Annotated in this window: 18 protein-coding genes; 6 read left to right on the top strand and 12 right to left on the bottom strand. The window is 65.2% G+C overall.

The genetic code is table 11. From position 1 onward, the window contains the following. Positions 1 to 21: 21 nt before the first annotated feature. The 6 genes from ACQKI2_RS13445 to ACQKI2_RS13420 all read left to right on the top strand — a co-directional run bounded on the left by ACQKI2_RS13445 (position 22) and on the right by ACQKI2_RS13420 (position 15,560). On the top strand, positions 22 to 3,525 hold the full coding sequence (locus tag ACQKI2_RS13445; protein ID WP_102114743.1) for a protein NO VEIN domain-containing protein: 3,504 nt from the start codon (positions 22 to 24) through the stop codon (positions 3,523 to 3,525). Between the two features lie 8 nt (positions 3,526 to 3,533). Further along, positions 3,534 to 4,025, top strand: a complete 492-nt coding sequence (locus tag ACQKI2_RS13440; protein ID WP_102114744.1) for a hypothetical protein — start codon at positions 3,534 to 3,536, stop codon at positions 4,023 to 4,025. After that, on the top strand, positions 4,022 to 8,251 hold the full coding sequence (locus ACQKI2_RS13435; protein WP_102114745.1) for a sacsin N-terminal ATP-binding-like domain-containing protein: 4,230 nt from the start codon (positions 4,022 to 4,024) through the stop codon (positions 8,249 to 8,251). Before ACQKI2_RS13440 ends, ACQKI2_RS13435 begins: the two co-directional genes overlap by 4 nt. Next, positions 8,235 to 11,177, top strand: coding sequence for a DUF1156 domain-containing protein (locus tag ACQKI2_RS13430; RefSeq protein ID WP_102114746.1), 2,943 nt, complete (start codon positions 8,235 to 8,237; stop codon positions 11,175 to 11,177). Before ACQKI2_RS13435 ends, ACQKI2_RS13430 begins: the two co-directional genes overlap by 17 nt. A 13-nt stretch (positions 11,178 to 11,190) precedes the next feature. Further along, the gene (locus tag ACQKI2_RS13425; RefSeq protein ID WP_102114747.1) at positions 11,191 to 14,487 is read left to right on the top strand and encodes a DUF499 domain-containing protein; all 3,297 of its coding nucleotides are present in this window, start codon (positions 11,191 to 11,193) and stop codon (positions 14,485 to 14,487) included. A gap of 113 nt (positions 14,488 to 14,600) precedes the next feature. Next, positions 14,601 to 15,560 carry a LysR family transcriptional regulator gene (locus tag ACQKI2_RS13420; RefSeq protein ID WP_102114748.1) on the top strand — a complete coding sequence of 320 codons (960 nt, stop codon included), beginning with the start codon at positions 14,601 to 14,603 and terminating at the stop codon, positions 15,558 to 15,560. Here ACQKI2_RS13420 and ACQKI2_RS13415 read toward each other — a convergent pair. From ACQKI2_RS13415 to ACQKI2_RS13360, 12 genes are all read right to left on the bottom strand, one after another. Then, positions 15,493 to 15,732, bottom strand: coding sequence for a DUF2274 domain-containing protein (locus ACQKI2_RS13415; protein WP_102114749.1), 240 nt, complete (start codon positions 15,730 to 15,732; stop codon positions 15,493 to 15,495). The two genes, ACQKI2_RS13420 and ACQKI2_RS13415, sit on opposite strands and share 68 nt — an antisense overlap. Position 15,733: 1 nt before the next feature. After that, the gene (locus tag ACQKI2_RS13410) at positions 15,734 to 16,990 is read right to left on the bottom strand and encodes a TrbI/VirB10 family protein (protein WP_102114750.1); all 1,257 of its coding nucleotides are present in this window, start codon (positions 16,988 to 16,990) and stop codon (positions 15,734 to 15,736) included. Further along, on the bottom strand, positions 16,987 to 18,057 hold the full coding sequence (gene trbG / locus ACQKI2_RS13405) for a P-type conjugative transfer protein TrbG (RefSeq protein ID WP_102114751.1): 1,071 nt from the start codon (positions 18,055 to 18,057) through the stop codon (positions 16,987 to 16,989). Before trbG ends, ACQKI2_RS13410 begins: the two co-directional genes overlap by 4 nt. Next, complete coding sequence (gene trbF, locus ACQKI2_RS13400) at positions 18,054 to 18,737, bottom strand: conjugal transfer protein TrbF (protein ID WP_102114752.1); 684 nt, start codon at positions 18,735 to 18,737, stop codon at positions 18,054 to 18,056. The genes trbG and trbF overlap by 4 nt, the downstream gene beginning before the upstream one ends. A gap of 2 nt (positions 18,738 to 18,739) precedes the next feature. Beyond that, entirely contained in the window at positions 18,740 to 20,092 is a 1,353-nt protein-coding gene (gene trbL, locus ACQKI2_RS13395) for a P-type conjugative transfer protein TrbL (protein WP_102114753.1), read from the bottom strand. A gap of 2 nt (positions 20,093 to 20,094) precedes the next feature. After that, on the bottom strand, positions 20,095 to 20,472 hold the full coding sequence (gene trbK-alt, locus ACQKI2_RS13390; RefSeq protein ID WP_102114754.1) for a putative entry exclusion protein TrbK-alt: 378 nt from the start codon (positions 20,470 to 20,472) through the stop codon (positions 20,095 to 20,097). A gap of 10 nt (positions 20,473 to 20,482) precedes the next feature. After that, positions 20,483 to 21,241: a P-type conjugative transfer protein TrbJ gene (gene trbJ / locus ACQKI2_RS13385; protein WP_102114755.1), complete on the bottom strand. Its 759-nt coding sequence runs from the start codon at positions 21,239 to 21,241 to the stop codon at positions 20,483 to 20,485. Beyond that, positions 21,238 to 23,676 (bottom strand): conjugal transfer protein TrbE, encoded by a 2,439-nt coding sequence (gene trbE, locus ACQKI2_RS13380; protein WP_102114756.1) that lies wholly within the window; start codon positions 23,674 to 23,676, stop codon positions 21,238 to 21,240. Before trbE ends, trbJ begins: the two co-directional genes overlap by 4 nt. Positions 23,677 to 23,690: 14 nt before the next feature. After that, positions 23,691 to 23,963, bottom strand: a complete 273-nt coding sequence (locus ACQKI2_RS13375; protein ID WP_102114757.1) for a VirB3 family type IV secretion system protein — start codon at positions 23,961 to 23,963, stop codon at positions 23,691 to 23,693. Next, positions 23,963 to 24,295 carry a TrbC/VirB2 family protein gene (locus tag ACQKI2_RS13370; protein WP_102114758.1) on the bottom strand — a complete coding sequence of 111 codons (333 nt, stop codon included), beginning with the start codon at positions 24,293 to 24,295 and terminating at the stop codon, positions 23,963 to 23,965. Before ACQKI2_RS13370 ends, ACQKI2_RS13375 begins: the two co-directional genes overlap by 1 nt. Next, complete coding sequence (gene trbB, locus ACQKI2_RS13365; protein WP_102114759.1) at positions 24,292 to 25,323, bottom strand: P-type conjugative transfer ATPase TrbB; 1,032 nt, start codon at positions 25,321 to 25,323, stop codon at positions 24,292 to 24,294. The genes ACQKI2_RS13370 and trbB overlap by 4 nt, the downstream gene beginning before the upstream one ends. 169 nt (positions 25,324 to 25,492) lie before the next feature. Next, entirely contained in the window at positions 25,493 to 25,930 is a 438-nt protein-coding gene (locus tag ACQKI2_RS13360; RefSeq protein WP_102114760.1) for a ribbon-helix-helix protein, CopG family, read from the bottom strand. Between the last annotated feature and the right edge of the window lie 7 nt (positions 25,931 to 25,937).

The following is a 25,937-nucleotide window of genomic DNA, read 5'->3' as shown; positions in this document are numbered from 1 at the left end:
CGAATTGGGGGGCGCCGGCTAATGGCGGCAAGGCTTGAGGAAATAAAGAACGGCGCATCCGTGCGGGGCATTGCTTCGGCGCAGGCCGTGCATGTGATCTCGGTGGACTGGATCGGCGATCAGGCGATCAGCGTCGTTTTTCGCGATCACAATGGCACGGTGGCCGAGGCCGTTCTTTATCGGGACGACGAGCACCGGCTTGAGGTCGAGCAGAGCGGACGGCCATGGTCGTTCGACGCCGACGGCGCGTTGCTGCGTCTGGTGACGGAAGCCAACCGCATCAAGCTGGCGCACTATTTCGACCCGTATCTGGCGATCCACACGAGTCTGGTCGATCCGCTGCCGCACCAGATTTCGGCGGTCTATGGCGAGATGCTGCCACGGCAGCCGCTTCGCTTCCTCCTCGCCGACGATCCCGGCGCCGGCAAGACGATCATGGCCGGGTTGCTGATGAAGGAGCTGATTGCCCGCAGCGATCTCGAACGCTGCCTAGTCGTCGCGCCGGGCAGCCTGGTCGAGCAATGGCAGGACGAACTCGGCCAGAAGTTCAATCTCGAGTTCGACATCCTCTCCCGCGACATGATCGAGAACTCGCGGTCGGGCAATCCGTTCAGCGACCGGGATCGGCTGATCGTCCGCCTCGACGTGCTGGCGCGCAACGAGGAGCTTCAGGAGAAGCTCATGAGCGCGCGCGAATGGGATCTGATTATCTGCGACGAAGCGCATCGCATGTCGGCCACCTATTTCGGCGGCGAGGTCAAATACACGCGGCGCTATCAGGTCGGCCAGAAGCTCGGTCAGGTCTGCCGGCACCTGCTGTTGATGTCGGCGACGCCGCACAACGGCAAGGAAGAGGATTTCCAGCTCTTCATGGCTTTGCTCGACGGCGATCGGTTCGAGGGCCGGTTCCGCGATGGCGTCCATTATGCCGACACCGAAGACATGATGCGGCGGCTGACCAAGGAGGAACTGCTCAAGTTCGATGGCCGGCCGCTCTTCCCCGAGCGGCGGGCGCGCACCGTCAAGTATCAGCTCTCGGAAGGGGAAGCCGCGCTCTACACCGCCGTCACCGAATATGTTCGCACCGAGATGAACCGCGTGCAGCGCTTCGCCGAAGGTGACGGGAAGAAGCGCAATAATGTCGGCTTCGCCTTGCAGATTCTTCAGCGGCGTCTCGCCTCATCGCCAGCCGCCATCTACCAGTCCCTCAAGCGCCGCCGCGAGCGGTTGGAGAACGAGCTGGGCGAAGCGCGCCTTGCCGCCAAGGGCCGACGGGCCGGCGCGAGCGAACCGACGATCAACGCCGACATGCTGGGCAACATCGAGGAATATGGCCAGGAAGAGATCGACGAGCTTGAGGATCTGATCTCCACGGGCGCGACGACGGCCGAGACGGTCGAGCAGCTCGCCCTGGAAGTCGAGACGCTGAAGGGCCTGGAGACGATGGCGCTCGGCGTGCTGCGCTCGGGCGTGGATACGAAGTGGAGCCAGCTCAATCGTATCCTCGACGACGATCTGATGGTCGACGCGGCCGGCAATCGCCGCAAGCTGATCATTTTCACCGAGCCCAAGGACACGTTGCACTACCTGCTCGACAAGGTGCGGGCGCGGCTCGGCAATCCCGAGGCCGTGGAGGTGATCCACGGCGGCGTTTCGCGTGAAGAGCGGCGCAAGGTCGTCGAGCGCTTCATGCAGGACAAGGACATGCTGGTCCTGATCGCCAACGACGCGGCCGGCGAGGGTGTGAACCTTCAGCGCGGCCACCTCATGGTCAACTACGATCTGCCGTGGAACCCGAACAAGATCGAGCAGCGGTTCGGCCGCATCCACCGCATCGGCCAGACCGAGGTTTGCCACCTCTGGAATCTCGTCGCGGCCGATACGCGCGAGGGCGAGGTTTACGCGCGGTTGCTCGAAAAGCTGGAGGCTGCGCGCGAGGCGCTGGGCGGCCGTGTCTATGACGTGCTCGGCGAATTGTTCGACGGCGTGGCGCTCAAGGACTTGCTGTTCGAGGCGATCCAGTATGGCGAGCAAGAGGACGTCAAGGCGCGCCTCTTCCAGCAGGTGGATGGCGCTGTCGACCAGGCAAATCTGCTCGAGTTGCTGCGTCGCCGCGCTCTGACCAACGACACCATGCCGGAGGCGAAGGTCGAGGAACTGCGGCTCGAAATGGAGCGGGCCGAGGCGCTGCGCCTACAGCCACATCACATCCAGAGCTTCTTCGTCGAGGCGTTCCAGCATCTGGGCGGCCGGATCAAGCGCCGCGAGGAAGGGCGTTGGGAAATCACCCATGTCCCGGTGCGTATCCGCGAGCGGGATCGCCAGATCGGGACCGGCGCCCCGCTTCAGACCCAGTATGAGCGGATCTGCTTCGAGAAGGACAAGATCAATCAGCAGCCGGTCGCCGCCTTCGTCTGCCCCGGCCATCCGCTGCTCGAAGCGGTGATCAGCCTGATCCGCGAGCAGTATGAGCAGATCATGCGGCAGGGCGCGATCCTGGTGGACGACACCGACGCCGGCGATGGGCTGTCGGCGATTTTCCTGCTGGAGCACACGGTCCAGGACGGACGTGTCACCAGCGCCGGCAAGCCGCATGTGATTTCGCAGCGCCTCCAGTTCGCCGCGATCGACAAGACCGGAAACACCGTCAACGCTGGCATCGCACCGCATTTGAATCTGCGCCCCGCCAAACCGGAGGAGGTCGCCAGCGTGAGCGACCTTCTGGACGAGAGCTGGCTGACCGCCGATCTGGAAAAGGCCGCGATCCGGTTTGCGACGGTCGAACTGGCGCAAGGCCATGTCGCCGAGGTCAAGGCGCGGCGCCTGCCCGAGATCGAAAAGGTCGAGCAGGAAGTTCGCGCCCGGCTGAAGAAAGAGATCAACTACTGGGACTCGCGCGCCTTCGAGCTGAAGGAGGAGGAGCGCGCCGGCAAGAAGACGCGCGTGAACTGGCAGAACGCGCAGCGCCGGGCCGAAGACCTGGCGGATCGGCAGAAGCGCCGCATGGACCAGCTTGAACGGGAACGGTTCATCTCATCGCAGCCGCCGCGCGTGCGCGGCGGCATGGTCGTCATCCCGCGGGGCCTGTTGGAAGCACGTCAGACGTCAAGCGTCCCGGACCATTTCGCGGAAGACCCCGCTGCGCGCCGGGCGATCGAGCTGGCGGCGATGGAAGCCGTCATGGCGGCCGAGCGGGCGCTGGGCAATGAGCCGGCCGACGTCTCCGACCAGAAGATCGGCTACGACATCGCTTCCCACGATCCGAAGGCGGGGCATCTGCGCTTCATCGAGGTCAAGGGGCGGATCGACGGCGCCGACAGCGTGATGGTCACGCGGCAGGAGGTCATCACCTCGCTGCACGAGCCGGATAAGTTCATTCTCGCCATCGTGTCGGTCGCCGCGGGTTCCGCCCATGCGCCGCGCTATGTGCGCGGCCCTCTGGTGGAGCGGGAACCGTCGTTCCTCGAAACCGCGATCCAGTTTGACCTCCGACGCCTGCTGGAGCGGGCGCAAGAGCCGGCATAGGGGGCGAGATGACCGGCATTTCGGATTTTTCCATCCTGGCCCCCGTGCCGCTGGAGCACCTTCAATCCGGGCGCGCAATCGCCAGCGCCACGGGTTTCGTCGCCTTCGGATCGCGGAAGTGGGAGCTGTTTCGCAAGGTCGATGAACTACGCGGTGGCGCGCGCGTGCCGGTCCTGATCTATCCGTCGCACGAGGACGTGGCCGCCAAGCTCAGTTTTGTGGTGTCCTGGCTGGGTTGGTATGTCGGCTGCGAGGAAAGCGGAAACGGCAAACATTCAAAGGGAATGGCGCATCGCCCGCCGACGACAGGCCAATATACGTCCGACAATCAAGGCCACTGGGCGGTGTTCTGGCACGTTTGCGATCTGTACGAGCTCCCGGCCGCGCAACGGTTGCCGATTTCCGCCATCCAGACCGTCAAGGGCGGCTGGCGCAAGACAGCCCCGCCGCGCGGACCCGAACTGGTCGCCACGCCATCGACGCTGGAGGTGCCGCTATGAGCGCGGGCCGCCAGATCGAGACCATCCTCGCCGATCCTCCCGACTATTTCCGGTCGATCCAGGAACGCGCCACCAAGCGCTGGGACCAGCTTGAGGCGGACCCGGAGCTTGCCGGGCCTTGGCACCAGCTCTTCAAGCAGGTGCAGAGCCCCCGTCATATCCTGTCCGAGCTGCTCCAGAACGCCGATGATGCCGGCGCCAGCGAAGCGCGGGTTTCGATCGAGAACGACCGCTTCGTGTTCGAGCACAATGGCGAGGACTTCATCGAGGCCCACTTCGCTTCGATCTGCCGCTTCGGCTATTCCAATAAGCGCGCGCTGCACACGATCGGCTTCCGCGGGATCGGATTCAAGAGCACGTTCAGCCTGGGCGATCGGGTCGAGCTGTTCACGCCGACCTTGGCCGTGGCCTTCGAGCGAGCGCGGTTCACCGAGCCCCACTGGATCGATAGCCGCTACCAGACATCGGGAACCACGCGCGTCGAAGTGGCGATCGCCAACCCGCTGCTGCGCCGCGAGGTCGAGAAGAACCTCGACGAGTGGCTGAAGAGCCCGGTGTCTTTGCTGTTCTTCAAGAAGATTCGTCGCCTGCGGATTGGCGACAGCGAGGTGCATTGGCAAAGTCTCGGGCCTGGCCCCATCGCCGAGAGCGAATGGATGGCTTTGGATGAGAAAGCGGATGATCCGTTCCTCCTCGTGCGGTCGGGGGAGGAAGCCTTCCCGGCCGAAGCGCTCGATGAGATCCGCAAGGAGCGGATGCTGGGGGCCGAGGACAGCGGCGATTTCCCGCCCTGCCGCGTGGAGATCGTGCTGGGCGCGAAGGGCCGGCTCTATGTCGTGCTGCCGACCGGCGTGGAAACGACGCTACCTTTCGCCTGCAACGCGCCCTTCATCCAGGACCCCGCTCGTCTCAAGATCAAGGACCCGGAGACATCGCCGACCAACCGCTGGCTCCTGAACCGCGCTGGAGAATTGGCCGCCAGCGCCATGATGGAGTGGCTGGAGCAGACGAAGACCAGCGCGCGGGATCGGGCGGACGCCTATGGTCTGCTGCCCGACGTCGACCGCGAGGCGACCACGCTCGAAGGGGCGTGCGGCGCGATCGTCGAACTGGCGTTTGACGCGGCCATCGAAGACCGACCGATGCTTCTGACCGAAGAGGGACGGCTGGTCGACGCCAATGCCGCGATCACCGTGCCGCGGCCTGTCTTCGACATCTGGCCGGCTGACCAGGCCATGGCGCTGCTCGACGCCAAATCCCGGCCGGCGCTGTGCCAGCATGTCTCGGCCAAGAACCGGACCAAGCTGGTTCACTGGGGTCTGGTCGAGGAGTTCTCGAAATCCGATTTGCTCGAGCGCCTGCGCAGCAATCATCTGCCGCGGCCCGCGACCTGGCGGCACCTGTTGAACCTGTGGGCCTATATTGCGCCCGAGGTGACGGGTTGGCAGTGTCACGACACCGACGGCCTGCGGATCGTGCCTGTGCAAGGCAAGGAGGTGCTCTACGCGGCGTCGGAGATCGTTCGGCTCGGCGAGAAGAAGCTGCTTCAGTCGGAAGAGGATTGGGAGTTTCTCGCCAGCCATCTGATCGTCCTCAACCAGAACTGGACCCGGTTCCTCGCCGAACAGCGCCGTGACAAGGGGGAGGGAGAGAACCGCAACGACCCGATTGAAGCGGCCTTCGCGGTGCTGGAGGAGATCGGCCTCGAAGGAACGAGCGACGTCAACGCCGTGATCGAGCGGGTCGCTGCCGACTATTTCGCGGACGGCCAGCCGAAGCTCGCCGAGTGCGTCCAACTCGCCCAGATCGCGGCCAAGCTGGGCGTCACCATTGGCGACTCTTTCCGGTATGCCTGCGCCGACCTGAAACTTCGACCGATCGGCAAGGGGGTGTTGTTCGACGAGAATGGCGCGCTCGAGGAGTTGCTGCCGGAGTCCGTCCGAAAGACGCAGCTCCTTCACGGTGACTATGTGGCGAGCTTCAAATCCTGCACGCGGGAAGATTGGCTGCGCTGGGTATCGTCGGGCCGTTCGGGGCTTCAGACGATGGCGCCGCTCGCGCAGAAGCGGACCAGCCTCTACGGACGCCAGCGCGCGGTGACGGAGGCGCAGGCGCGCGGCCAACGCCAGGCGCTCTACTATGCCTATGTCACGGAGAGCTTCGTTCTCGATGACTGGGACTTCCCCGCCGATTACTGGCGGCATTGGGAGGCGTTGTCGAAGGCCGATCCCGGCATCTGGGCCAAGGTGGTTGGAAAGATTCTGGAACAGCGCGACGCCTACTGGTCGCGGGCGTCGAGCGCTCGCCTGTTGCAGGTGGCGACCACCGGATCGACGCGATCGGTCAGTTCGGAGCCGTTGCTGGCGGACTGGTTGCTGAAGTTGCGGGCCAAGCCCTGCCTTCCTGACATCCGCAACATGATCCAGCTTCCGGCCGACCTGGTGCGCAGGACACCGGAGACGGAGGCACTGATCGACGTCGAGCCCTTCGTGCATGGCTTGCTCGATCGGGAAACGACGCGCCCGCTGCTTGATCTTCTCGGTGTCCGCAGCACGCCGAGCGGTCCCGGACGCTTGCTTGACCGCCTGCGCGCCCTGGCGAAATCCGACAAGGCCCCGGCGCATGAGGTCGAGAAATGGTATCGCCGCCTGGATCAGATGCTCGACGGGTGCTCGACTGCTGACGCGCAGAACATCAGGAATGCCTTCAAGGCTGAGAAGCTGATCCTCGCCCAGGACGGGACGTGGGCGACGTCCGGCGGCGTCTTTCTGGCCGGGGACGAAGAGGATGTTCCCGGCGCGGCGGTCGTGCGCGCTTCCGTGCTCGACCTCAGCCTGTGGCACCGTATCGGTGTCGCCGACCGCCCCTCCGCGGATCTGGCGCTGCAATGGCTTGGGACGTTGGCCTCGGGGAAAGCGCTCTCGGCCGACGACGCCAGGCGTGTTCGCACCTTGCTGGTCCGATACCCGATCCGCATCTGGGAGGAGCGCGGGCACTGGCTGAACCTCGTGGGCGAGTGGGCGCCGGTCGATACGCTTGCCTATGGCCTGAGCATGCAGACCCTGTTCCGGTGGAGCCATCTGCACGAATGGGTCAAGCGCAAGACCGCCGATTTTCAGCGGCTGTCGGGGGAGACCGTGCAGGCGCCGCCCTTCTCGGCGTTGCCGGCTTTGTCGGACCTCGTCGAGGAGCATTTCAACCAGCCGTCGCTGCTGGCCGGCATCGAAGATCGCCGCGCCTGGCTGACGGCGTTCGGAACCCAACTCGCGCGGATCGAGCTTGCCGATGCCGCCGAGACCGAGCGCGTGCGGGCGCTGGCGGAAGCGATCGCGGCGACGAGCTGGGTCCAGACCCCCAAGCTGGAGGTCATTCCCTATCTCGACGGTGTGCCCGCCGGAACGGCTCGGCTCGCCGACATCCTATGGCTCGACGGCAAGCTGTTCGTCAGCCCGCTATCCAAGGCCAAGCTGGCGAAGCGGGTCCCGGAAGAGATCGGCAGGAGCCTAAGCGCGGATATTCGCGCGGCCCTGGCCTATGCGTTCGAGCGCTCGCCCGAGGACATCCGGGAATATCTCGAGGAAAACTTCACTCTGGGGCTTGAGCAAATGGTCGCCGCGCCAATCGTCGAGGCCCAATCGGCCGCCGCTCCCGGCGATGACGATGGTGGCGACGAGATTGCTGAAGGCGCGGGCGACGACGCCGAGCCGGTCGATGCGGACGATCTCCACCTGGCGGAGGAGGACGAGCCCGCGACGCTCCCCGAACCCACGCCTCCCACGGGAGAGCCAGATCGCGAGCTGATCGAAACGGAGGTTGCGACCAGGCCGCGCGCCGCGCCGAAGCCCCCGCGCCCGAGCGTCATGGCGCGCTTTGCGTTGGCCCAGGGCTACAAGGTCGACGGCGAGGATCGCTTCTTCCATGCGGACGGGAGCTGGATCGGCCGCGGCAACGGCGCGCGCTTTCCGTGGGAGCGCCGCTCGGCGAGCGGCGAAGTTCTGCGCCACTATTATCCAAAGGACCACTGCCTGGAGCACGAACCGCTCCAACTTGAAGCGGACGTCTGGGGTCTGCTCGACCAGAAGCCGGACCTCTATTCGTTCATTCTCATCAACCCCGAGGGTGATGCCGTCGAAATGACGGGCGCCCGCCTGCGCGCATTGCGTGACGGTGGCGAACTGACAATTCACCCTGCAACTTACAGGCTTGTTTATGACCTCGACGAATAACGCCAAGAAGAAATTGATCGAGGTTGCGATACCCCTCGAAGCGATCAACGCCGCCTCGGCGCGGGAGAAGTCGATCCGGCACGGGCATCCTTCCACGCTGCATCTGTGGTGGGCGCGCCGGCCGCTGGCAGCGTGTCGGGCGGTGCTGTTCGCTCAGCTTGTCGATGACCCATCGGGCTATGCGGACAAGCTGCTAGACGACCCAAAGATCCACAAGCAGGCGGAGGCGGACCTTGCCGTGCGCCTCAAGGTGTGGCGCGACCGCAAGGCCGATGCGCAGGGGAACGTGCCAGACACGCCTGAGCCGACACTGGAGGATTGCGCGGCGGACATCGAGCGCAAGCGGCTGTTCGGGATCATCGAGGAGCTGGTGTTGTGGGAGAACTCAACCAACGAAGAGGTGCTGGAGCGCGCCCGGGCCGAAATCCGGCGGTCCTGCGGCGGCGATCTGCCGCCGGTTTATGATCCGTTCTCGGGCGGTGGTTCGATTCCGCTTGAGGCGCAGCGTCTCGGGTTGCCCGCCTATGGGTCCGACCTCAATCCGGTCGCGGTGATCATCGGCAAGGCGATGATCGAGATCCCGCCTAAGTTCAAGGACAAGGAGCCGATCCATCCCGGCGCGAAGGACCGGCAATTCTACCGCAACGCCGAGGGCCTGGCCGAAGACGTCAAATTCTATGGGGAATGGATGCGTGAGAAGGCGTGGGAACGCATCGGGCATCTCTATCCACGGGTGGACCTGCCGAAGGAGCATGGTGGCGGCAAGGGGACCGTGATTGCTTGGATCTGGACGCGAACGGTGCCAAGCCCAGACCCAGCGTTCGCCGATGTTCAGGTGCCGATTGCGTCGAGCTTCTTGCTGAGCTCGAAGGCCGGGAAAGAGGCTTGGGTTGAGCCGATCGTTGATCGACACGCCAAGACAATCACTTATCGAGTTAGATACGGCGGCACGAAGGCAGAAATTGCCAACGCGAAAGAGGGTACGAAGGCTGGGCGTGCTGTCTTTCGGTGCCTTTTCTCAGATACCCCGATTTCGGGGGCTTACGTCGATAAGCAGGCAACTGCGGGCAAGATGAGCCAAGCGCTTATGGCGATTGTCGCTGAGGGCAAAGGCGGCAGAATTTATGTAGGTGCAGGCGCGATTGAACAGTCAGAGGCTATAACTTCTGCATCAGAATTGGCGCGAACGTTCGATTCTACTCACTTAGAGGTTCCGTGTCGCGGTACGTTTGCCAGCAACGCTCAAGGTCGAAGATATGGTTTTAATACCTTCGCAGACTATTTTACAGATCGCCAAAGGGTCGCGCTGCTGACATTTAGCGAATTGCTCAAGGATGTCAGGGGGGAAATTCAAAGCGCCGCTGAAGCTAAGGGGTTAAAGACAGGAAAAGAACAACTTGCAAATGGCGCAAGCGGGGCCTTCGCTTATGCCGAAGCAGTCAGCATTTATCTTGCCTTTGCTATTTCAAAACTAACGAATTTAGGATCAAGCGTCACTAGTTGGATGAGCGATCGTGGCGCGCTGCGCGAAACTTTCGCGCGCCAAGGAATTCCAATGGCCTGGGATTTCGCTGAGGTTAACTTCTTTTCGGACTCAGCCGGAAACTGGCTCACACCTATCGATAAGATTTCGAAGGTCGTTGCAGAGCTTCCAACTGAACATGATGGAAAAATATTTCAATCATCGGCAACTGAAGCGCCATACCCTGCGGGGGTGGTTATTTCCACTGATCCACCATACTATGACAATATTGAATATGCAGATCTCTCGGATTTCTTTTTCGTTTGGCTCCGCCGGTCGTTGTTGGATGTTGACCCTTCACTTTTTGGAATCTTGTCGACTCCAAAAGCTGAGGAACTCGTCGCAACCCGAAACAGATACGGCACCCAGGAAGCTGCGGATTCATTTTTCTTAGATGGAATGAGTGCAGCAGTCGGACGAATGGCCGAGCACGCTTCTGAGGCGTTCCCAACCACCATTTACTACGCATTTAAACAAAGTGAAGTTGAGCAAGAGGGGGTCAGCTCAACTGGTTGGGCAACTTTCTTGCAGGCCGTGATCAATGCTGGGTTTTCGGTTGTTGGCACTTGGCCGGTCCGTACCGAAAGTCCTGGAAGGATCGTTGCGACAGGGACCAACGCTCTTGCAAATTCGGTCGTCTTAGTTTGCCGTAAGAAGGACACCACGGCGGAGGTCATCACCCGCGCAGAATTTATCCGCGCATTGAAACGTGAACTTCCGCCGGCAATCGCTGAGCTTCAGGCTGCCAACATCGCGCCGGCTGATATGCCGCAATCGGCCATCGGCCCCGGCATGGGTGTGTTCTCGCGCTACAAGACTGTCCTCGAATCCGGTGATAGCCCGATGAGCGTGAAGACCGCGCTTCAACTCATCAATCGGGAACTCGACGAATATCTCGGCGGCATCCAGGGTGAGTTCGACGCGGACACACGGTTTGCGATCACTTGGTTCGAGCAGAACGGGACAAGCAAGGGCGACTACGGCATCGCCGACAATCTCGCCCGCGCCCGCGGCATCTCTGTCGATAGCGTCAAGCACGCCGGAATTGTTGAGAGTGCCGCAGGCAAGGTCCGCATCCTCGCGCGCGACGAACTCGACGACGATTGGGACCCAGAAGACGACCGCCACCTGACGGTGTGGGAGTGCCTTCAACACCTTGTTCGGCAGCATGAGAAGGACGGCATTTCCCACGATACCGCCGTCCTGCTGAAGAAGATCAACATTCAGGCCGAGGCCGTGAAGGATCTCGCCTACTGTCTCTACGACATCAGCGCCAACAAGCGGAAGGATGCGAAGGAGGCCACAGCCTACAACGCCCTGATCGCCGACTGGACCGAGCTGACGAGGGCAGCGGCGGCTATCCACGACACGAGCGGCGATCGTCAGATCCGGCTGGATATTTAAGGGGGAACGGAACGTGGCAAAAAGCACCCGCCAATATGTGTTTGAAGGGATGGAGCTGCTGCCTTCGGCGCTGATCCCATTCGTCGAAAAGCGGCTTGAAACCTCGCTCAAGGGGCACTGGCAGGTCCAGGTTCTGGAGAAGCTGCCGAGCCTGCGTCCCAACAGCAACGGCGAGGTCGGCTGGGATCAGGCTGCGCTGTTCAACGCGATGGATCGCTTCTGGAGCGAGGCGTTCAAGGCGGTTCTCGGCCGCGCCGAACGCTCGCTGGTCAATGAACTGGGCGACGTCCGCAACAAGCTCTCGCACAACGAGACCTTCACCTACGACGACGCCGAGCGCGCGCTCGATTCCATGCGTCGCCTGATGGAGGCGATCAGCGCCGGCGAGACGGCCGAGCAGCTCGGCAAGATGCGCGACACCATCCTGCGCACGAAGTTCACCGAGCTTCAGCGCAATGAGGAGCGGCGGAAAACCCAGCGCCTCGAAATCTCGGTCGAGACGGTGGCGGGGCTTTTGCCTTGGCGGGAGGTGGTCGAGCCGCACCAGGATGTCGCCACCGGCGAGTTCCAGCAGGCCGAGTTCGCGGCCGACCTCGCCAAGGTGCATTCGGGCAGCGCGCCACCGGAATACCGCGACCCGCGCCAGTTCTTCAGCCGCACCTATCTGACGGAAGGCTTGAGCGCGCTGCTGATCGGAGCTGCGAAGCGGCTGTCCGGCACCGGCGGCGATCCGGTCGTCGAACTGCAAACCAACTTCGGCGGCGGCAAGACACACTCGATGCTGGCGCTCTATCACATGGCGGGGCCGACGCCGGTGCAGGACCTCTCTGGCCTGGACCAGTTGCTCGAAAAGCAGGGGCTCAGCGTGCCGAAGGCCATCAACCGCGCCGTGCTCGTAGGCACATCGCGGGGGCCGCAGGACGTGCTCCACGGCGAGGGCGACCGGAAAATCCGCACGACCTGGGGTGAACTCGCCTGGCAGCTCGGCGGCGCCGACGCCTACGCGATGGTGGCGGAGAATGACGCCAGCGGCATCGCGCCAGGCTCGAACCTGCTTGAGGCGCTTTTCAAGAAGTATGCGCCGTGCCTGATCCTGATCGACGAATGGGTCGCCTATCTGCGGCAAATCTACAAGGTCGAGGGGCTGCCGTCCGGGTCGTTCGATGCGAACCTGTCCTTCGTCCAGTCGCTGACCGAGGCGGTCAAGGCCAGCCCCGGCACGCTGCTGGTCGCTTCCTTGCCGGCCTCGCAGATCGAGGTGGGTGGTGAAGGCGGGCAGGAAGCGCTGGCGCGCCTCAAGCAGACCTTCAGCCGGGTGGAATCCTCGTGGCGGCCGGCGAGCCAGGAAGAGAGCTATGAGATCGTCCGGCGGCGGCTCTTCAAGGACATTCCCGGCGACAAGTTCCATCACCGTGACAACACGCTAAAACAGTTCGCCAAGCTCTATCGGGAGAACGCCAACGATTTCCCGCAGGGCTGCGCGGACGAGGACTATCGGCGCAAGCTGGAGAAGGCTTATCCGATCCATCCCGAGCTGTTCGACCAGCTCTATACGAGCTGGGGCTCGCTCGAAAAGTTCCAGCGCACGCGCGGCGTGCTGCGCCTGATGGCGCAGGCCATTCACGAGCTTTGGATGAACGCCGATCCGTCGGTGATGATTATGCCCGGCAGCGTGGCGGTGAGTTCTCCGCGCGTGGAGCCGGAACTGCTCCACTATCTCGACGTGAGCTGGCAATCGATCATCGCCGGCGACGTCGATGGCACGGCGTCCACCCCGTATAAGGTCGATCAGTCGGCGCCCAACCTGAACCGCTATTCGGCGACCCGTCGTGTCGCGCGCGCGATCTTCATGGGCACGGCGCCGACGCATCAGCAGCAGAACACCGGCCTCGACGACAAGCAGATCAATCTCGGCGTCGTGCAGCCCGGCGAGCGTCCGGCGATCTTCGGGGACGCGCTGCGGCGGCTCACCAACCAGGCCAAGTTCATGCACGCCGATCTTGGCCGTTACTGGTATTCGATGTCCGCGAGCCTCAACCGCATCGCGGCGGACAAGGCGGCGCAGATCGAGGCGGCGCTCGTCGACGTGACGATTGACGCGGAACTCGGCAAATATGTGAACGGCCTCGCCGATCGCGGGCATTTCGACGCCGTGCAGGTCGCGCCGGCCTCGTCGGCCGAAGTCCCCGATGAAGCAGGCGGAGTGCGCGCCGTCGTGCTGGGCGTCAAATATCCGCACAATGGGCGCGACGGCTCAGACGCGCTCGTCGAGGCGAAGGACATTCTCACGCAGCGCGGCAGCACGCCGCGCGTCTATCGCAACATGCTGGTGTTCATCGCCGCGGAGAGCCGTCAGCTCGATCATCTGAAGGATGCCGTGCGCGCCTCCCTTGCCTGGGGCGAGATTGTCCGCGACACGGAGCGGCTGAACCTCACCCAGAGCGACAGCGCGCTCGCCAAGACGAAACTGGCCGAAGCCAACGAGACGATGAAGACGCGCCTGAAAGAGGCGTGGTGTTATCTGCACTATCCGGCTCAGGAGAGCGCCCAAGCGGATTGGGAGTGGGTGTCCGGCAAGATTCCGGCGCAGGACGGGTTGCTGGCCCGCGCGAGCAAGAAGCTGGTGGCTGAAGAGGGCCTGCTCGTCGAGCTGGGGCCGTCGCGTCTCGATCGTGATCTCCAGAAATACATCTGGAACGACAAGCCGCGGTTGTCGCTCAAGGATCTGCGGGAATATCTCAATCGCTACATCTACCTGCCGCGTCTGAAAGGTCAGGATGTCCTGGTGAAGGCCGTGCAGGCGGCGATCAGCGGCATGCTGCCCGGTCCCTTCGCCTATGCCGAGCGGTGGGACGAAAAGACGGGCACCTATCTGGGACTCGCGATCGAACGTGCGGGCAACGCGCCCGTGGTCATCGACAGCGACAGCGTCATCATCAAACCGAATGAGGCCGAGGCGCACCGTCCGGCGCCGGTGCAACCTGGCCCTGGGGACGCACCTGGAAGCCCTGATGGCGGCACGCCGACGCCCGGCGGACACGATGTAGGCGGTGGGCCGGCGACACCGCCGACGGAGAAGAATCCGACGCGCTTCACCGGCGCCGTGATGATCTCACCGGAGCGGCCGGCGCGGGATATTCATCAGATTGTCGAGGCGATCGTCGAGCAGCTCACCACGCTTCCGGGCAGTCGCGTGAAGTTGAAGCTCGAGATCGAGGCCGATGTGCCTGGCGGTCTGGATCGCGCCAAGGTGAGAACTCTGGTGGAGAACGCCAATACCCTCGGGTTCATAGAGAAGTCTGTCGAGTGAGAGCATAGCAATGGGGGGTGGTCGCGTGGACTGAAACTATATTTGTTCAGGAGTGGGGGAGTCGCCGTGATGTAACTTTCTGCTCGACAGAATAGGAGGGAGGTGGCCCCGCTATGCTCAGGTTGCGTCATATCCAATACTTTGTCACGGCTTCCGAGCAGGGGAGTTTTCGCAAGGCGGCCGCCCTTCTGAACATCCAGGAGTCCGCCGTGAGCCGGCGCATCCGGGATCTTGAGGATCGGCTTGGCGCTTCCCTGTTCCACCGCCATCCCGGCGGGGTTTCGCTTACGGTGGCAGGGCAGCGTTTCCTTCGCCGCGTCCGCGTCGCCCTTCAGCAGATTGAGCTTGGCTTCAACGACGTCGCCGCGATCGGCCGATCCGAGGACGGAATCATCAAGGTTGGAATCTTCTCATCGCTGGCGTCGGGCTTTCTGTTCGAGTTGATGAAGACGCTCGACGACGAGCACCCGCGGGTGGCGGTCGAGCTGATCGAGGGCAATCCGTCGGTCCATGTGGCGGCGGTCCGCCAGCTCCAACTCGATGTGGCGTTCATCACGGGCACGTCCGAATGGCCCGATTGCGAGAGAGAACAGCTTTGGTCGGAGAGGGTGTTCGCCGTCCTGCCCACGGAACACGGCCTGGCGACGAAGCAGACCCTGCATTGGGACGATCTCGCCGGCGAAAACTTCATCGTCAGCAATGCGGCGCCAGGGCCGGAGATCTATGACTATCTGATCCAGCGACTGGCCGGTCTCGGCCACCATCCGAATATCCACCCGCACTCTGTCGGCCGGGATGTCCTGCTGTCGATGGTAGCCATCGGGCGCGGGCTGACGCTGACCAGCGAGGCGACCACAGGGGCTCAGATTCCCGGTATCGTCTATCGCCCGATCATGGGCGAGGTCTTGCCGTTCAGCGCGATCTGGTCGCGCCGGAACGACAATCCGGCCTGCCGCAGGTTTCTGAGCCTCGCCCGGATACTGTCGCAAACCGATCGGCGGGCCGTCAGGCAGGCGGACGCGGTGATGAACCCGCCTGCTTCGCCTTCGCAAAGCCTCGATCTGTCGCCATGAACCGCTCCAGCATGGGAACGATCAGGCGCACCGGATCGGTGGCCGGCTGTCCCGCCTCGCGGCCGAGAATCTCCGCGTAGGTTGTGAGATCGCGGTGAAGACTGGCGGGCAGTTCCAGCGTGATCTTGACCGGCTTGTCGTCGGCGATCGGGCCGAGTTTCAGCTTCGCCATGTCAGCCTCCGTAGGGTTCGAGCACGAGATCGCGCGTGACGATGACGCGGACGGGGAAGCCCGGCCGGATGGTGAGCGTCGGCGCGATGTTGAGCTGGCGCTGGACGATCTGCTGCCCGGTCTGGCTTATGCTGTCGGACGCGCCGTTGCGCAGGGCGCGCACGATGTCGCTTTCCTGCCCGGATGAGCCGGCTTCGGCCCCGACGCTGAGGAGGGTCGAGAGCGCCGCGGCCTTGAACAGCTCGCCCCAGTGATAGTCGACGCCATCCTCCAGCCCGGCATAGCCTTCGGCGTCAGCGCCCGGCTGGCGTTCGAGGACGATGGAGCGGCCGTTCGGGAAGATCAGCCGGTTCCAGACCAGCAGGATGCGGCGCTGGCCGAAACCGACGCCGCTGTCATACTGACCGATGACGCGCGTGCCCTGCGGGATCAGCAGGATGCGCCCGGTGGGGCTGTCGTAGATGTTCTCCGTCACCTGCGCGGTGATCTGGCCGGGAAGGTCGGAGCGGGTGCCGGTGATGAGCGCGGCGGAAATCACCGCGCCGGCCTGAAGCACATTGGCCGATGCGGGTGCGGCGACCCGATCGGGTGAGACCGTGCGTTTGTCGGGCGGCTGGTTGAGGAAAGCGAGCTGGCGATCCTGCGCCGAGGGCGTGGCCGGCTGCGGCGCGAGGCCGAGGCTGGCGAGGTCGGTCGCGGGCGCGGCCGCAGGCGCGGTTGTTGCGGAGCTGGCGGGCCGTGTCTCCGTCGATGAGAACAGACGCGCGGTGCGCGCCGCTTCCAGCTCCTGCGCGCGGCGCTGTTCCTCCGGGCTCGGCCCGGGGGGCGCTGGCGTGGTCATGCCTGGTGCGGGAACCGGTTGGCCGCCATTCTGCGCGTTGAGGATCGGGCGGCCGAGATCGCCGGGCAGCGGCGGGCCGAGTCTGGGAACGCCGCTATAGTCCTTCGGCAGACCGTTCAGTCCATCCGGTGTGCTGCGGTTGTCGGTGGAATAGAGTTCCTGTCCCTGATTGCCGGCGTTGCGGGTCTGGAGCGCATAGAGCAGCGCCCCGCCTACACCGAGGCTGGCGACGAGTCCGAGCCCGGCCAGCACTTTGCGCGACAAGCGGGTGACGCGCGGAGGCTCGGGCCGCAGCCGCATCGGCGCGACCGGCTCGCCGGTGAGCGGCCGGTCGTCGGTCTCGTCGGCCGCGTCCGGCTGCGGCGCCGCATCGGGCGTCCGGCTCTCTTCCCTTTCGGGATTGCGTTCATCGCTCACGATGCCGGCCTCCCATCGGTGCGGGAGATACGCACGCGCTTCTGGGACTTGCCCGCCCCGAACCGCAATTCGGCGGCGGCGAACAGCCGGTCGACGATCATGTAGTTGCCGCGCACGCGGTAGTTCACCAGTTCGGAGGTGTCGCCCTCCGCGCCGACGACGAACAGGGGTGGCATTTCGCCCTGGCCGATGCCGCGCGGAAACTCGATGAACACCTGCCGGCCGTCATCGAACGCGCGCAGCGGCCGCCACGGCGCTCGATCGCCGCTCACATCGTAGCGGAAGTTCACCCGCGCGAGGTCGATGCCGGTGGCGACGGGCTGCGCCGCCTGCGCCTCGGCATTCTGCCGCCGTAGCGCGATGAGCTGGTCCTGCGGATATTGCCAGGAGACCGACGCCATGTAGGTCGAAGGCGTCGAGCGCAGTTCCATATGGTAGGTGCGGCGGTCGGTGTTGATGACGAGGTTGGTGAGCAGTTCGGGCCGCGTCGGCTTGACGAGGATGTGGATCTGCCTGGCGGCGCCTGCGCCGCTTTCGGTATCGCCAATAATCCAGCGCACGGTGTCGCCGGCGGCGACTGGTCCGGCGCCGACGAGCTGCTCGCCAGGCTGGAGCGCGATGTCGGTGATCTGCCCCGGCGAGGCATAAACCTGGTAGAGCGCGCCGTTGACGAAGGGATAGACCTGCATCGAGTTGATGAAGCCGTCGCGGACGGGCTGGACCCGCGCGGCGGCGTTGGCCTGGTTAACGCGCACGGTCGGGTCGGCGGCTTCGGGAACGGGCTTGCCGTCCTTGCCGACCGGCTTCAGCTGACCGGGAAGCGGCAGGGGCTTGGGGAGTTCCACGACCTGCACGGGACTGGGCGGTTCGGTCGCCTGCACGGCGGGCATGGCGTTGTCGTAGGCGATTTCGGGCGGCGGCATATTGCTGGTGGCGCAGCCGGCGAGCGCCGAGGTGCAGAGCAGCACAAGCGGCAAGCCGGACTTACGGAAAGCAGGATTGGCGTGGATGCGGCAAGCCGGACGCCCTGCACTCCAGGGGGCGGCTTTGCGGAGTGCTGGCGTCATTGTCCAAGCTCCTTCGACCAGTTGATGGCGTTGACGTAGATTCCGAGCGGGTTCTTCTTCAGCGTGTCGGCGTCGCGCGGGGGCTGCACGGCAACAGTCAGAATGGCGGACCAGCGTTCGGTGGAGGCGAGCGAGCCGTCCTGATAGCGGCGCTCGATCCAGGCGATGCGGAAGCTCGACGGCGAGGCGCGGATAACGCTCGACACCTCGACCGCCACCTGTTGCTTGCCGACCTTGGCAAAAGGATCGTTCGACCGGGCGTAGTCGTTGAGGGCGAGCGCGCCGCTCTGGGTCGTGAAGTCGTAGGCGCGCAGCCAGTTCTGGCGCACGATGATCGCGTCGGCGGGAATCGAGCGGACCTGTTCGATGAAGCGCGCCAGGTAGAAGGCGATCTGGGGATCGTTCGGCTGATAGTCGGCCGTCGCCGGCGCAACGGCCTGCGCCTGTCCGAGGCGGTCGACCTGCACCACCCACGGCACGATCGAGCCGTTGGTGGATTGCCAGACCAGCGCGGCGGAAAGGCCCATCGACAGCGCGAGGGAGCCGAAGGCCATGAAGCGCCAGTTGCGGGCCTGCACGCGGGCGGAGCCTATGCGCTCGTCCCAGACCTGGGCGGCGCGTTGATAGGGCGTCTCGGGCTGCGGGGATTTGCCGTAGTGGGTAGCGGGTCGTTTGAACATGGTCAGTCGCCTTCGGAGAGATTGACGGTGGAGCCGGCGCCGTGGCTGTCGCCGCTGCGGACAGCGTGGGCGGCGGCTTGAACGCCGTGCGTCATTTGCTGGGAGCGCTTCATGCGCCTGGCCCAGGCCGGCGGCCCGTCGGTGGTGGAAGCGGCTTGGGAAACGGCTTCGGCTTCGCCGCCGATCGTGCCGGCGGTCGAAGCCCCGCCTGTCGCAGCGAAGGCGGAGCGCGCGCCGGATTGGTAGCTCTGCTTCAAGCTGTCGGCGGCGCGGCCAGCGGCGCGTTTCAGTGGCGAGACGGTGGCCTGTGCGCCCGCGCTGGCGACATTGCGCAGGCCGGATGCGACGGCGGATGCGCCGGTTTGACCGGCTGCACCCAAGCTGTAGGCGGTCGATGCGCCTCCAGCCAAAGCCGCCCCGCCACGGGCGGCGGCGGCAGCGCCGCCCGCAAGAGCCGTGCCGCCGGAAACAGCCGCGCCTGCGGCAGCAGCGCCGGCCGCGATCGCACCGCCCGCGGCCAGGCCGGTTCCGATCGCGGTGCCCGCGCCGAGCTGCGGCCCGCCTGAGACAATGCCGTTGGCGATGCCGGGGCCAAAGATGCCGAGGCCCAGCAGCGACAAGGCGGCGAGCACGATCGCCATCGCGTCGTCGATCGACGGCGTGGCGCCGCCGAAGCCCGTGGTGAACTCGGAGAACAGGGTCGAGCCGATGCCGATGATGACGGCAAGCACCAGCACCTTGATACCGGACGAGATGACGTTGCCGAGCACCCGTTCGGCCATGAAGGCGGATTTGCCGAACAGGCCGAAGGGGATCAGCACGAAGCCGGCCAGGGTGGTCAGCTTGAACTCGATCAGGGTGATGAAGAGCTGGATGGCGAGGATGAAAAAGGCGAGCAGCACTAGCGCCCAGGCGAACAACATGCAGACGATCTGGATGAAGTTCTCGAAGAACGACCAGTAGCCCATCAGGCTGGATATGGAATCGAGCAGCGGCCGTCCGGCGTCGAGGCCGGTTTGCGCCACCTTGCCGGGGCGCAGCAGGTCGGTGACAGTGAAGCTCGTGCCGGACGCCTTCAGGCCGAGGCCGGCGAAGCTCTCGAAGACGATACGGGCGAGATTGTTCCAGTTGCCGATGATGTAGGCGAAAACACCGACGAACAGCGTCTTCTTCACCAGCCGGGCGACGATGTTCTCATCTGCGCCCCAGCTCCAGAACAGGGCGGCGAGCGTCACGTCGATGACGATCAGCGTCGTGGCGATGAAGCCGACTTCCGGTTGCAGAAGGCCGAAGCCGCCATCGATGTAGCTGGTGAAGACCTCGAGGAAATGGTCAATGACGCCGGTGCCGCCCACGATCAGCGCACCTCGGGCCGAGAGGGCTCCGCCTGAATGGCGGGCGTGGCGTCGTCGGGAGCCGCGTCGGCGGGGGCGTTCGGGAACAATGTCGCCGGTCCCGCCGGCGCGGGTGCTGGGGCCGGAGCCGACTGACCGAGGAAACGCTTGCGGTTTTCGTCCCACGCTCGCAGGCAGGACGGATCGCGCGGCCCGGCTTCGCCCATGGCGCTGCACCGCGCCAGCTCCGCGCCGAGCGGATCGCGTTCCGTCACGGTGCGCGTCTGCGCCGTCGGGCTGTTTTGCCGGTCGTCCTTGCGGGTCATCTCGATCGCGGTCGCCGTGACCGCGATCGCGACGAAGACGACAGCGCCGAGGCGCGCGAGGGTCTTGCCGTCCATCGGGTCGCCCTCAGTTGCCGTGGAACATTTGCGCGTTGCCGGGCTGATAGCCGGTTCCCGGCGTCAGGAAGCGGCGGCGCTGTTCGCGGCCCTGTTCGGCGGCGGCGGCCTGTTCGGCCGATTGCAGCGCCTGCGCGCGCCCGTTGGAGGCGATGACGGCGGTGAGGTCGGCGAGCTGCTGGGCCTGGAGGGCGAGGAGCTGGTTGCCGGCCTGTGTCGCCTGCAAGGCGCCCGTCGCCGACTGGCTGGCGCCGACCAGCGCCGACATCTGCGTGCGGTTGGTGTCGATATTGCCGACGACCGTGGCCTGCACACGCATGGCGTCTTGCAGACCGCCCACCGTATTCTGCCAGCGGGTCCTGGCGTCGGCGATCAGTTGCGTGTCCGACGCCGACATCGACACATTGGCGTATTTGGTCTGGAACGCCTGGTCGATCTGCTGGACGTCGTAGGCGATGTTCTGAGCCTGCTGGAGCAGTTGCTGCGTGCGCTGCACCGACTGCTGAAGCTGTTGCAGCGACGAATAGGGCAGGCTCGCCAGATTTCGGGCCTGATTGATGAGCATCTGCGCTTCGTTCTGAAGCGAGGTGATCTGGTTGGTGATCTGCTGAAGGCTACGGGCGGCCGTCAGCACGTTCTGCACATAGTTCGTGGGGTCGAACACGGTCCATTGGGCCTGCGCCGGCGTCGCCAGCATTGGGGTGAGCGCGACTGGGGCGAGGAGCAGCGCGGCGGCGAGCCGCGCCGCGCGGGAGCGAGGCAAGGTCATGGCAGTTTCTCCTTCAGGGTGAGCGTTGGAATGAGGTCGGCCGCCCAGCCGAGATCGCGGTGGCGGAGCCAAGCGACGAGAAAGCCGGCCTGCCCGTGTTCGGCGAGCAGCCGTGCGATCGCGGATTGGTCGGTCTTGGCAGAAGCAGCGCAGAGCGCGAGGGCGACGTCCGACAGCCCCAGCTCAAACAGGCGATTGCCGCGGCGGCTTTGGCAGTAGTAGTCGCGCTTGGGCATGGCCCGCGCGATGATCTCGATCTGACGGTCGTTGAGGCCGAAGCGGCGATAGATCGCGGTGATCTGCGGCTCGATGGCGCGCTCGTTCGGCAGGAGCAGCCGGGTCTGGCAGCTCTCGATGATGACTGGCGCGATGGACGAGCCGTCGATGTCGGAGAGCGATTGCGTGGCGAAGACGACGCTGGCGTTCTTCTTGCGGAGGGTCTTCAGCCATTCGCGGATCTGGCCGGCGAAGCCTTCGTCGTCGAGCGCGAGCCAGCCCTCGTCGATGATGAGAAGGGTCGGCGATCCGTCGAGGCGGTCTTCGATGCGGTGGAAGAGGTAGGAGAGGACCGCCGGTGCCGCATCGGTGCCGATCAGCCCCTCGGTCTCGAACGCCTGCACGGTCGCCGTGCCGAGATGCTCGCGTTCGGCGTCGAGCAGCCGCCCATAGGGGCCACCGATGCAATAGGCGCGAAGCGCCTGCTTGAGGTCGTTGGACTGGAGCAACACGCAAAGGCCGGTGATGGTGCGTTCCTCGACCGGCGCCGAGGCCAGCGAGGTCAGCGCCGTCCAGACGTGCTCCTTCACCTCCGGCGTGATGGCGACGCCTTCACGGGTCAGGATGGCGACGATCCAGTCAGCGGCCCAGGCGCGCTCGGGAACATCGTGGATGCGGGCCAGCGGCTGAAGGCTGACGGAGGTTTCTGAGCCGTCGGAAAGATCGCCGCCGAGGTCATGCCAATCGCCGCCCATCGCCAGCGCCGCCGCCCGGATCGAACCGCCAAAATCGAAGGCGAAGACCTGAGCGCCGGCATAGCGGCGGAACTGCAAGGCCATCAGCGCCAGCAGAACGGATTTGCCGGCGCCCGTCGGGCCGACGATCAGGGTATGGCCGACATCGCCGACATGCAGGGAAAACCGGAACGGGGTCGAGCCTTCGGTCTTGCCGAACAGCAGCGGGGGCGCTGCGAAGTGCTCGTCCCGTTCCGGCCCCGCCCACACGGCGCTGAGGGGGATCATGTGGGCGAGATTGAGGGTGGAGATCGGCGGCTGCCGGACATTGGCGTAAACGTGTCCGGGCAGGCTGCCGAGCCAGGCGTCCACCGCGTTGATGGTTTCGGCCATCGCCGTGAAGTCGCGGCCCTGGATGACCTTCTCGACCAGGCGCAGCTTCTCGTCGGCGGCGCGCGGATCGGTGTCCCACACCGTCACCGTCGCGGTGACATAGGCGATCCCGGCGTAATCGGCGCCCAGCTCCTGGAGCGCGAGATCGGCGTCCGCCGCCTTGTTCGACGCATCCGTGTCCACCAGGACGGATGCCTCGTTGGTCATCACCTCCTTGAGGATCGCGGCGACCGACTTGCGCTTGGCGAACCACTGACGGCGGATCTTGGTCAGCAGTTTCGTTGCGTCGGTCTTGTCGAGCAGGATCGCGCGGGTGCTCCACCGATAGGGGAAGGCCAGCCGGTTCAATTCGTCGAGCAAGCCCGGCGTCGTCGCTGTCGGAAATCCGGTGATGGTGAGGACGCGCAGATGCGCCTGCCCGAGACGCGGCTCGAGGCCGCCGGTCAGCGGCTGATCGGCCAGCAGCGCATCGAGATAGATCGGCGTCTCGGGAACGCGGACACGGTGCCGATGCGTGGAGACGCAGCCATGGAGATAGGTCAGCGTCTCGCCATCGTCGAGCCAGCGGCATTCGGGCATGAAGGCTTCGACCAGGCGCAGCAGCCGGTCGGTGCGGTCGGTGAAGCCGCCCAGCGCCTCGTGCGGATCGAAACCCTTCTGCTCGCGGCCTTCGTAGAGCCAGCCTTCGGCGCGGGCCGCGTCTTCGGCCGGCGGCAGCCAGGCGAAGGTCAGGAAATAGCTGGACTCGAAATGCGCGCCAGCTTCCTCGAAATCGGCCTTGCGCTCGGCATCGACCAGCGCCGACGCGGCGTCGGGAAAATGGCCGTCGGGATAGCGGTTGGAGGGATGGCGCTGTGCTTCGACGAAGATCGCCCAGCCGGAGCCGAGGCGGCGGAAGGCGTTGTTGAGGCGGCCGGCGACCGCGACCAGCTCGGCCGCGACGGCGGAATCGAGATCGGGGCCGCGAAAGCGCGCCGTGCGCTGGAAGCTCCCGTCCTTGTTGAGCACGACGCCCGTGCCGACCAGCGCCGCCCAAGGCAGGAAGTCGGCAAGCCGGGTGTTCTTGTCGCGATATTCGGCGAGATTCATCATCGTCGCTCTCCCGCTCAGACCGTGAGGTGCGCGGGGATGCGCAGGTGACGGCGGCCGACGTCGACGAACAGCGGGTCGCGCTTGGCCGCCCACACCGCCGCGACATGGCCGATGGCCCAGATCACGATGCCGGCCAGCCAGAGGCGCAGACCCAGGCCGAGCGCGCCGGCCAGCGTGCCGTTCATGATGGCGATGGCGCGCGGAGCGCCGCCGAGCAGGATCGGCTCGCACAGCGCCCGGTGAACCGGCACGGTGAAGCCCGGCACGTCGTCGGCCGCGCCCAGCATCAGACCAGCGCTCCGCCGCCGAAGGAGAAGAACGACAGGAAGAAGCTCGAGGCGGCGAAGGCGATCGACAGGCCGAACACGATCTGGATCAGGCGGCGAAAGCCGCCGGACGTGTCGCCGAAGGCCAGCGTCAGGCCGGTCATGATAATGATGATGACCGCGATGATCTTGGCGACCGGACCTTCGATCGACTCCAGGATGGATTGCAGCGGCGCTTCCCACGGCATCGACGAGCCGGAGGCGTGGGCGGGAGCCGCCATCACCACGGAGAGCGTGGCGATGGATAGCGCCGCGACGAGGCGTGGACGGATTTGGTGCAGGCGTTGGATCACAGGGCTTCTCCTTCGGGGCTGGCGGGGATGAGAGAGGGCGCGGGGCCGCCGTTCGCGCAGGCGGGGGGGCTGACGGCAGGCGCGACGCGGTAATCGCCGTCTGGGCCGAGGCCCTCGACGCGGACGAGTTCGGAGAGACGGCGTGCGGGGCCGCGGCCCGAGAGCACGGCCACGAGGTCGATCGTCTCGGCGATCAGCGCGCGCGGGACGGTGACGACGGCTTCCTGGATGAGCTGTTCCATGCGCCGCAGCGCGCCGATGGCGCTGCCGGCGTGGATCGTGCCGACGCCGCCGGGATGGCCGGTGCCCCAGGCTTTGAGGAGATCGAGCGCTTCGGCGCCGCGCACCTCGCCGATCGGGATGCGGTCGGGGCGCAGGCGAAGCGAGGAGCGGACGAGATCGGAGAGCGAGGCGACGCCATCCTTCGTCCGCATGGCGACGAGGTTGGGCGCAGCGCATTGCAGCTCGCGCGTGTCCTCGATGATGACGACGCGATCGGCGGTCTTCGCCATTTCGGCGAGCAGCGCATTGGTGAGCGTCGTCTTGCCGGTCGAGGTGCCGCCCGCGACGAGGATGTTGGCGCGGGCGGCGACGCCCTGGCGCAGCGCCTCGGCCTGCGCGGCGGACATGATCCCGGCGCTCACATAGTCGTCGAGGCCGAACACGGCGACGGCGGGCTTCCTGATGGCGAAGGCCGGGGCCGCCACCACGGGCGGCAGCAGGCCCTCGAACCGCTCCCCCGTCTCGGGCAACTCGGCCGAGACGCGCGGGCTGCCGGCATGGACTTCGGCGCCAACATGGTGCGCGACCAGGCGCACGATGCGCTCGCCATCGGCGGGCGAGAGGCGCTCACCCGTGTCGGCCAGCCCTTCCGAGAGCCGGTCGATCCAGATGCGCCCGTCGGGATTGAGCATCACCTCGACGACGGAGGCGTCTTCCATGAAGCGGGCGATGGCGGGGCCGAGCGCGGTACGCAGCATCCGCGCCCCGCGCGCCAGTCCTTCCGAATTGTTCTGTGAAATCGCCATCCGATCCCCGATCCAGCCGGGGAGAGATCAGACGGTCCCCGGACGGGGATGATTAAAAGAGCCAGAAATCAGGCCGGCTCAACAAGGATTTGCGAGAGTAGTAGCGTAGCGCGCAAATACAGGAGAACGGCGGTGTTGAGTAAAATCTCGCCGACCTCATCGGCGTCCCTTACTCCGGGTCGGCGGTTTTGCTGCGTTGTGAGTCGATGTCGCGCGACAGGTCTCTGAGGAAGCGATCCCCGGTCGCCAGTTTCCGGCCGAGAGTTTGCAGGAAGCTCTCGAACCGCTCCACGCCCTTGGCCCGCGCCGACGCCTGCGCGCTGTCGGACAATGGCGGGGTGATGGTCAGCCAGAAGCGGATGAACAGCGACAGCGTCTCGCCGAGAATGGCCAGGTCTTCGTCCATGCCATCGATCTGGCGGCCAAGCCGGTCCATGCGGTGCGCGAAGACGGCCTCCAATCGCTCCGATGCGTCAGCCGACAGGAAGGAGGCGACGGCGGCTTCGATGACGGCGGATTTGGAGACGCGGCGCCGGAGCGCCAGCGCCTCGACCTTTTTCAGAAGCTCCGGCTCGAAATAGACGTTCATGCGGGTCTTGGTCTGCATGGCCAGT

Source organism: Hyphomonas sp. NPDC076881, assembly GCF_050269995.1.
In the GTDB taxonomy this organism is placed as follows: Bacteria; Pseudomonadota; Alphaproteobacteria; order Caulobacterales; family Hyphomonadaceae; genus Hyphomonas.
This window is presented reverse-complemented; position numbering and strand designations above follow the sequence as displayed.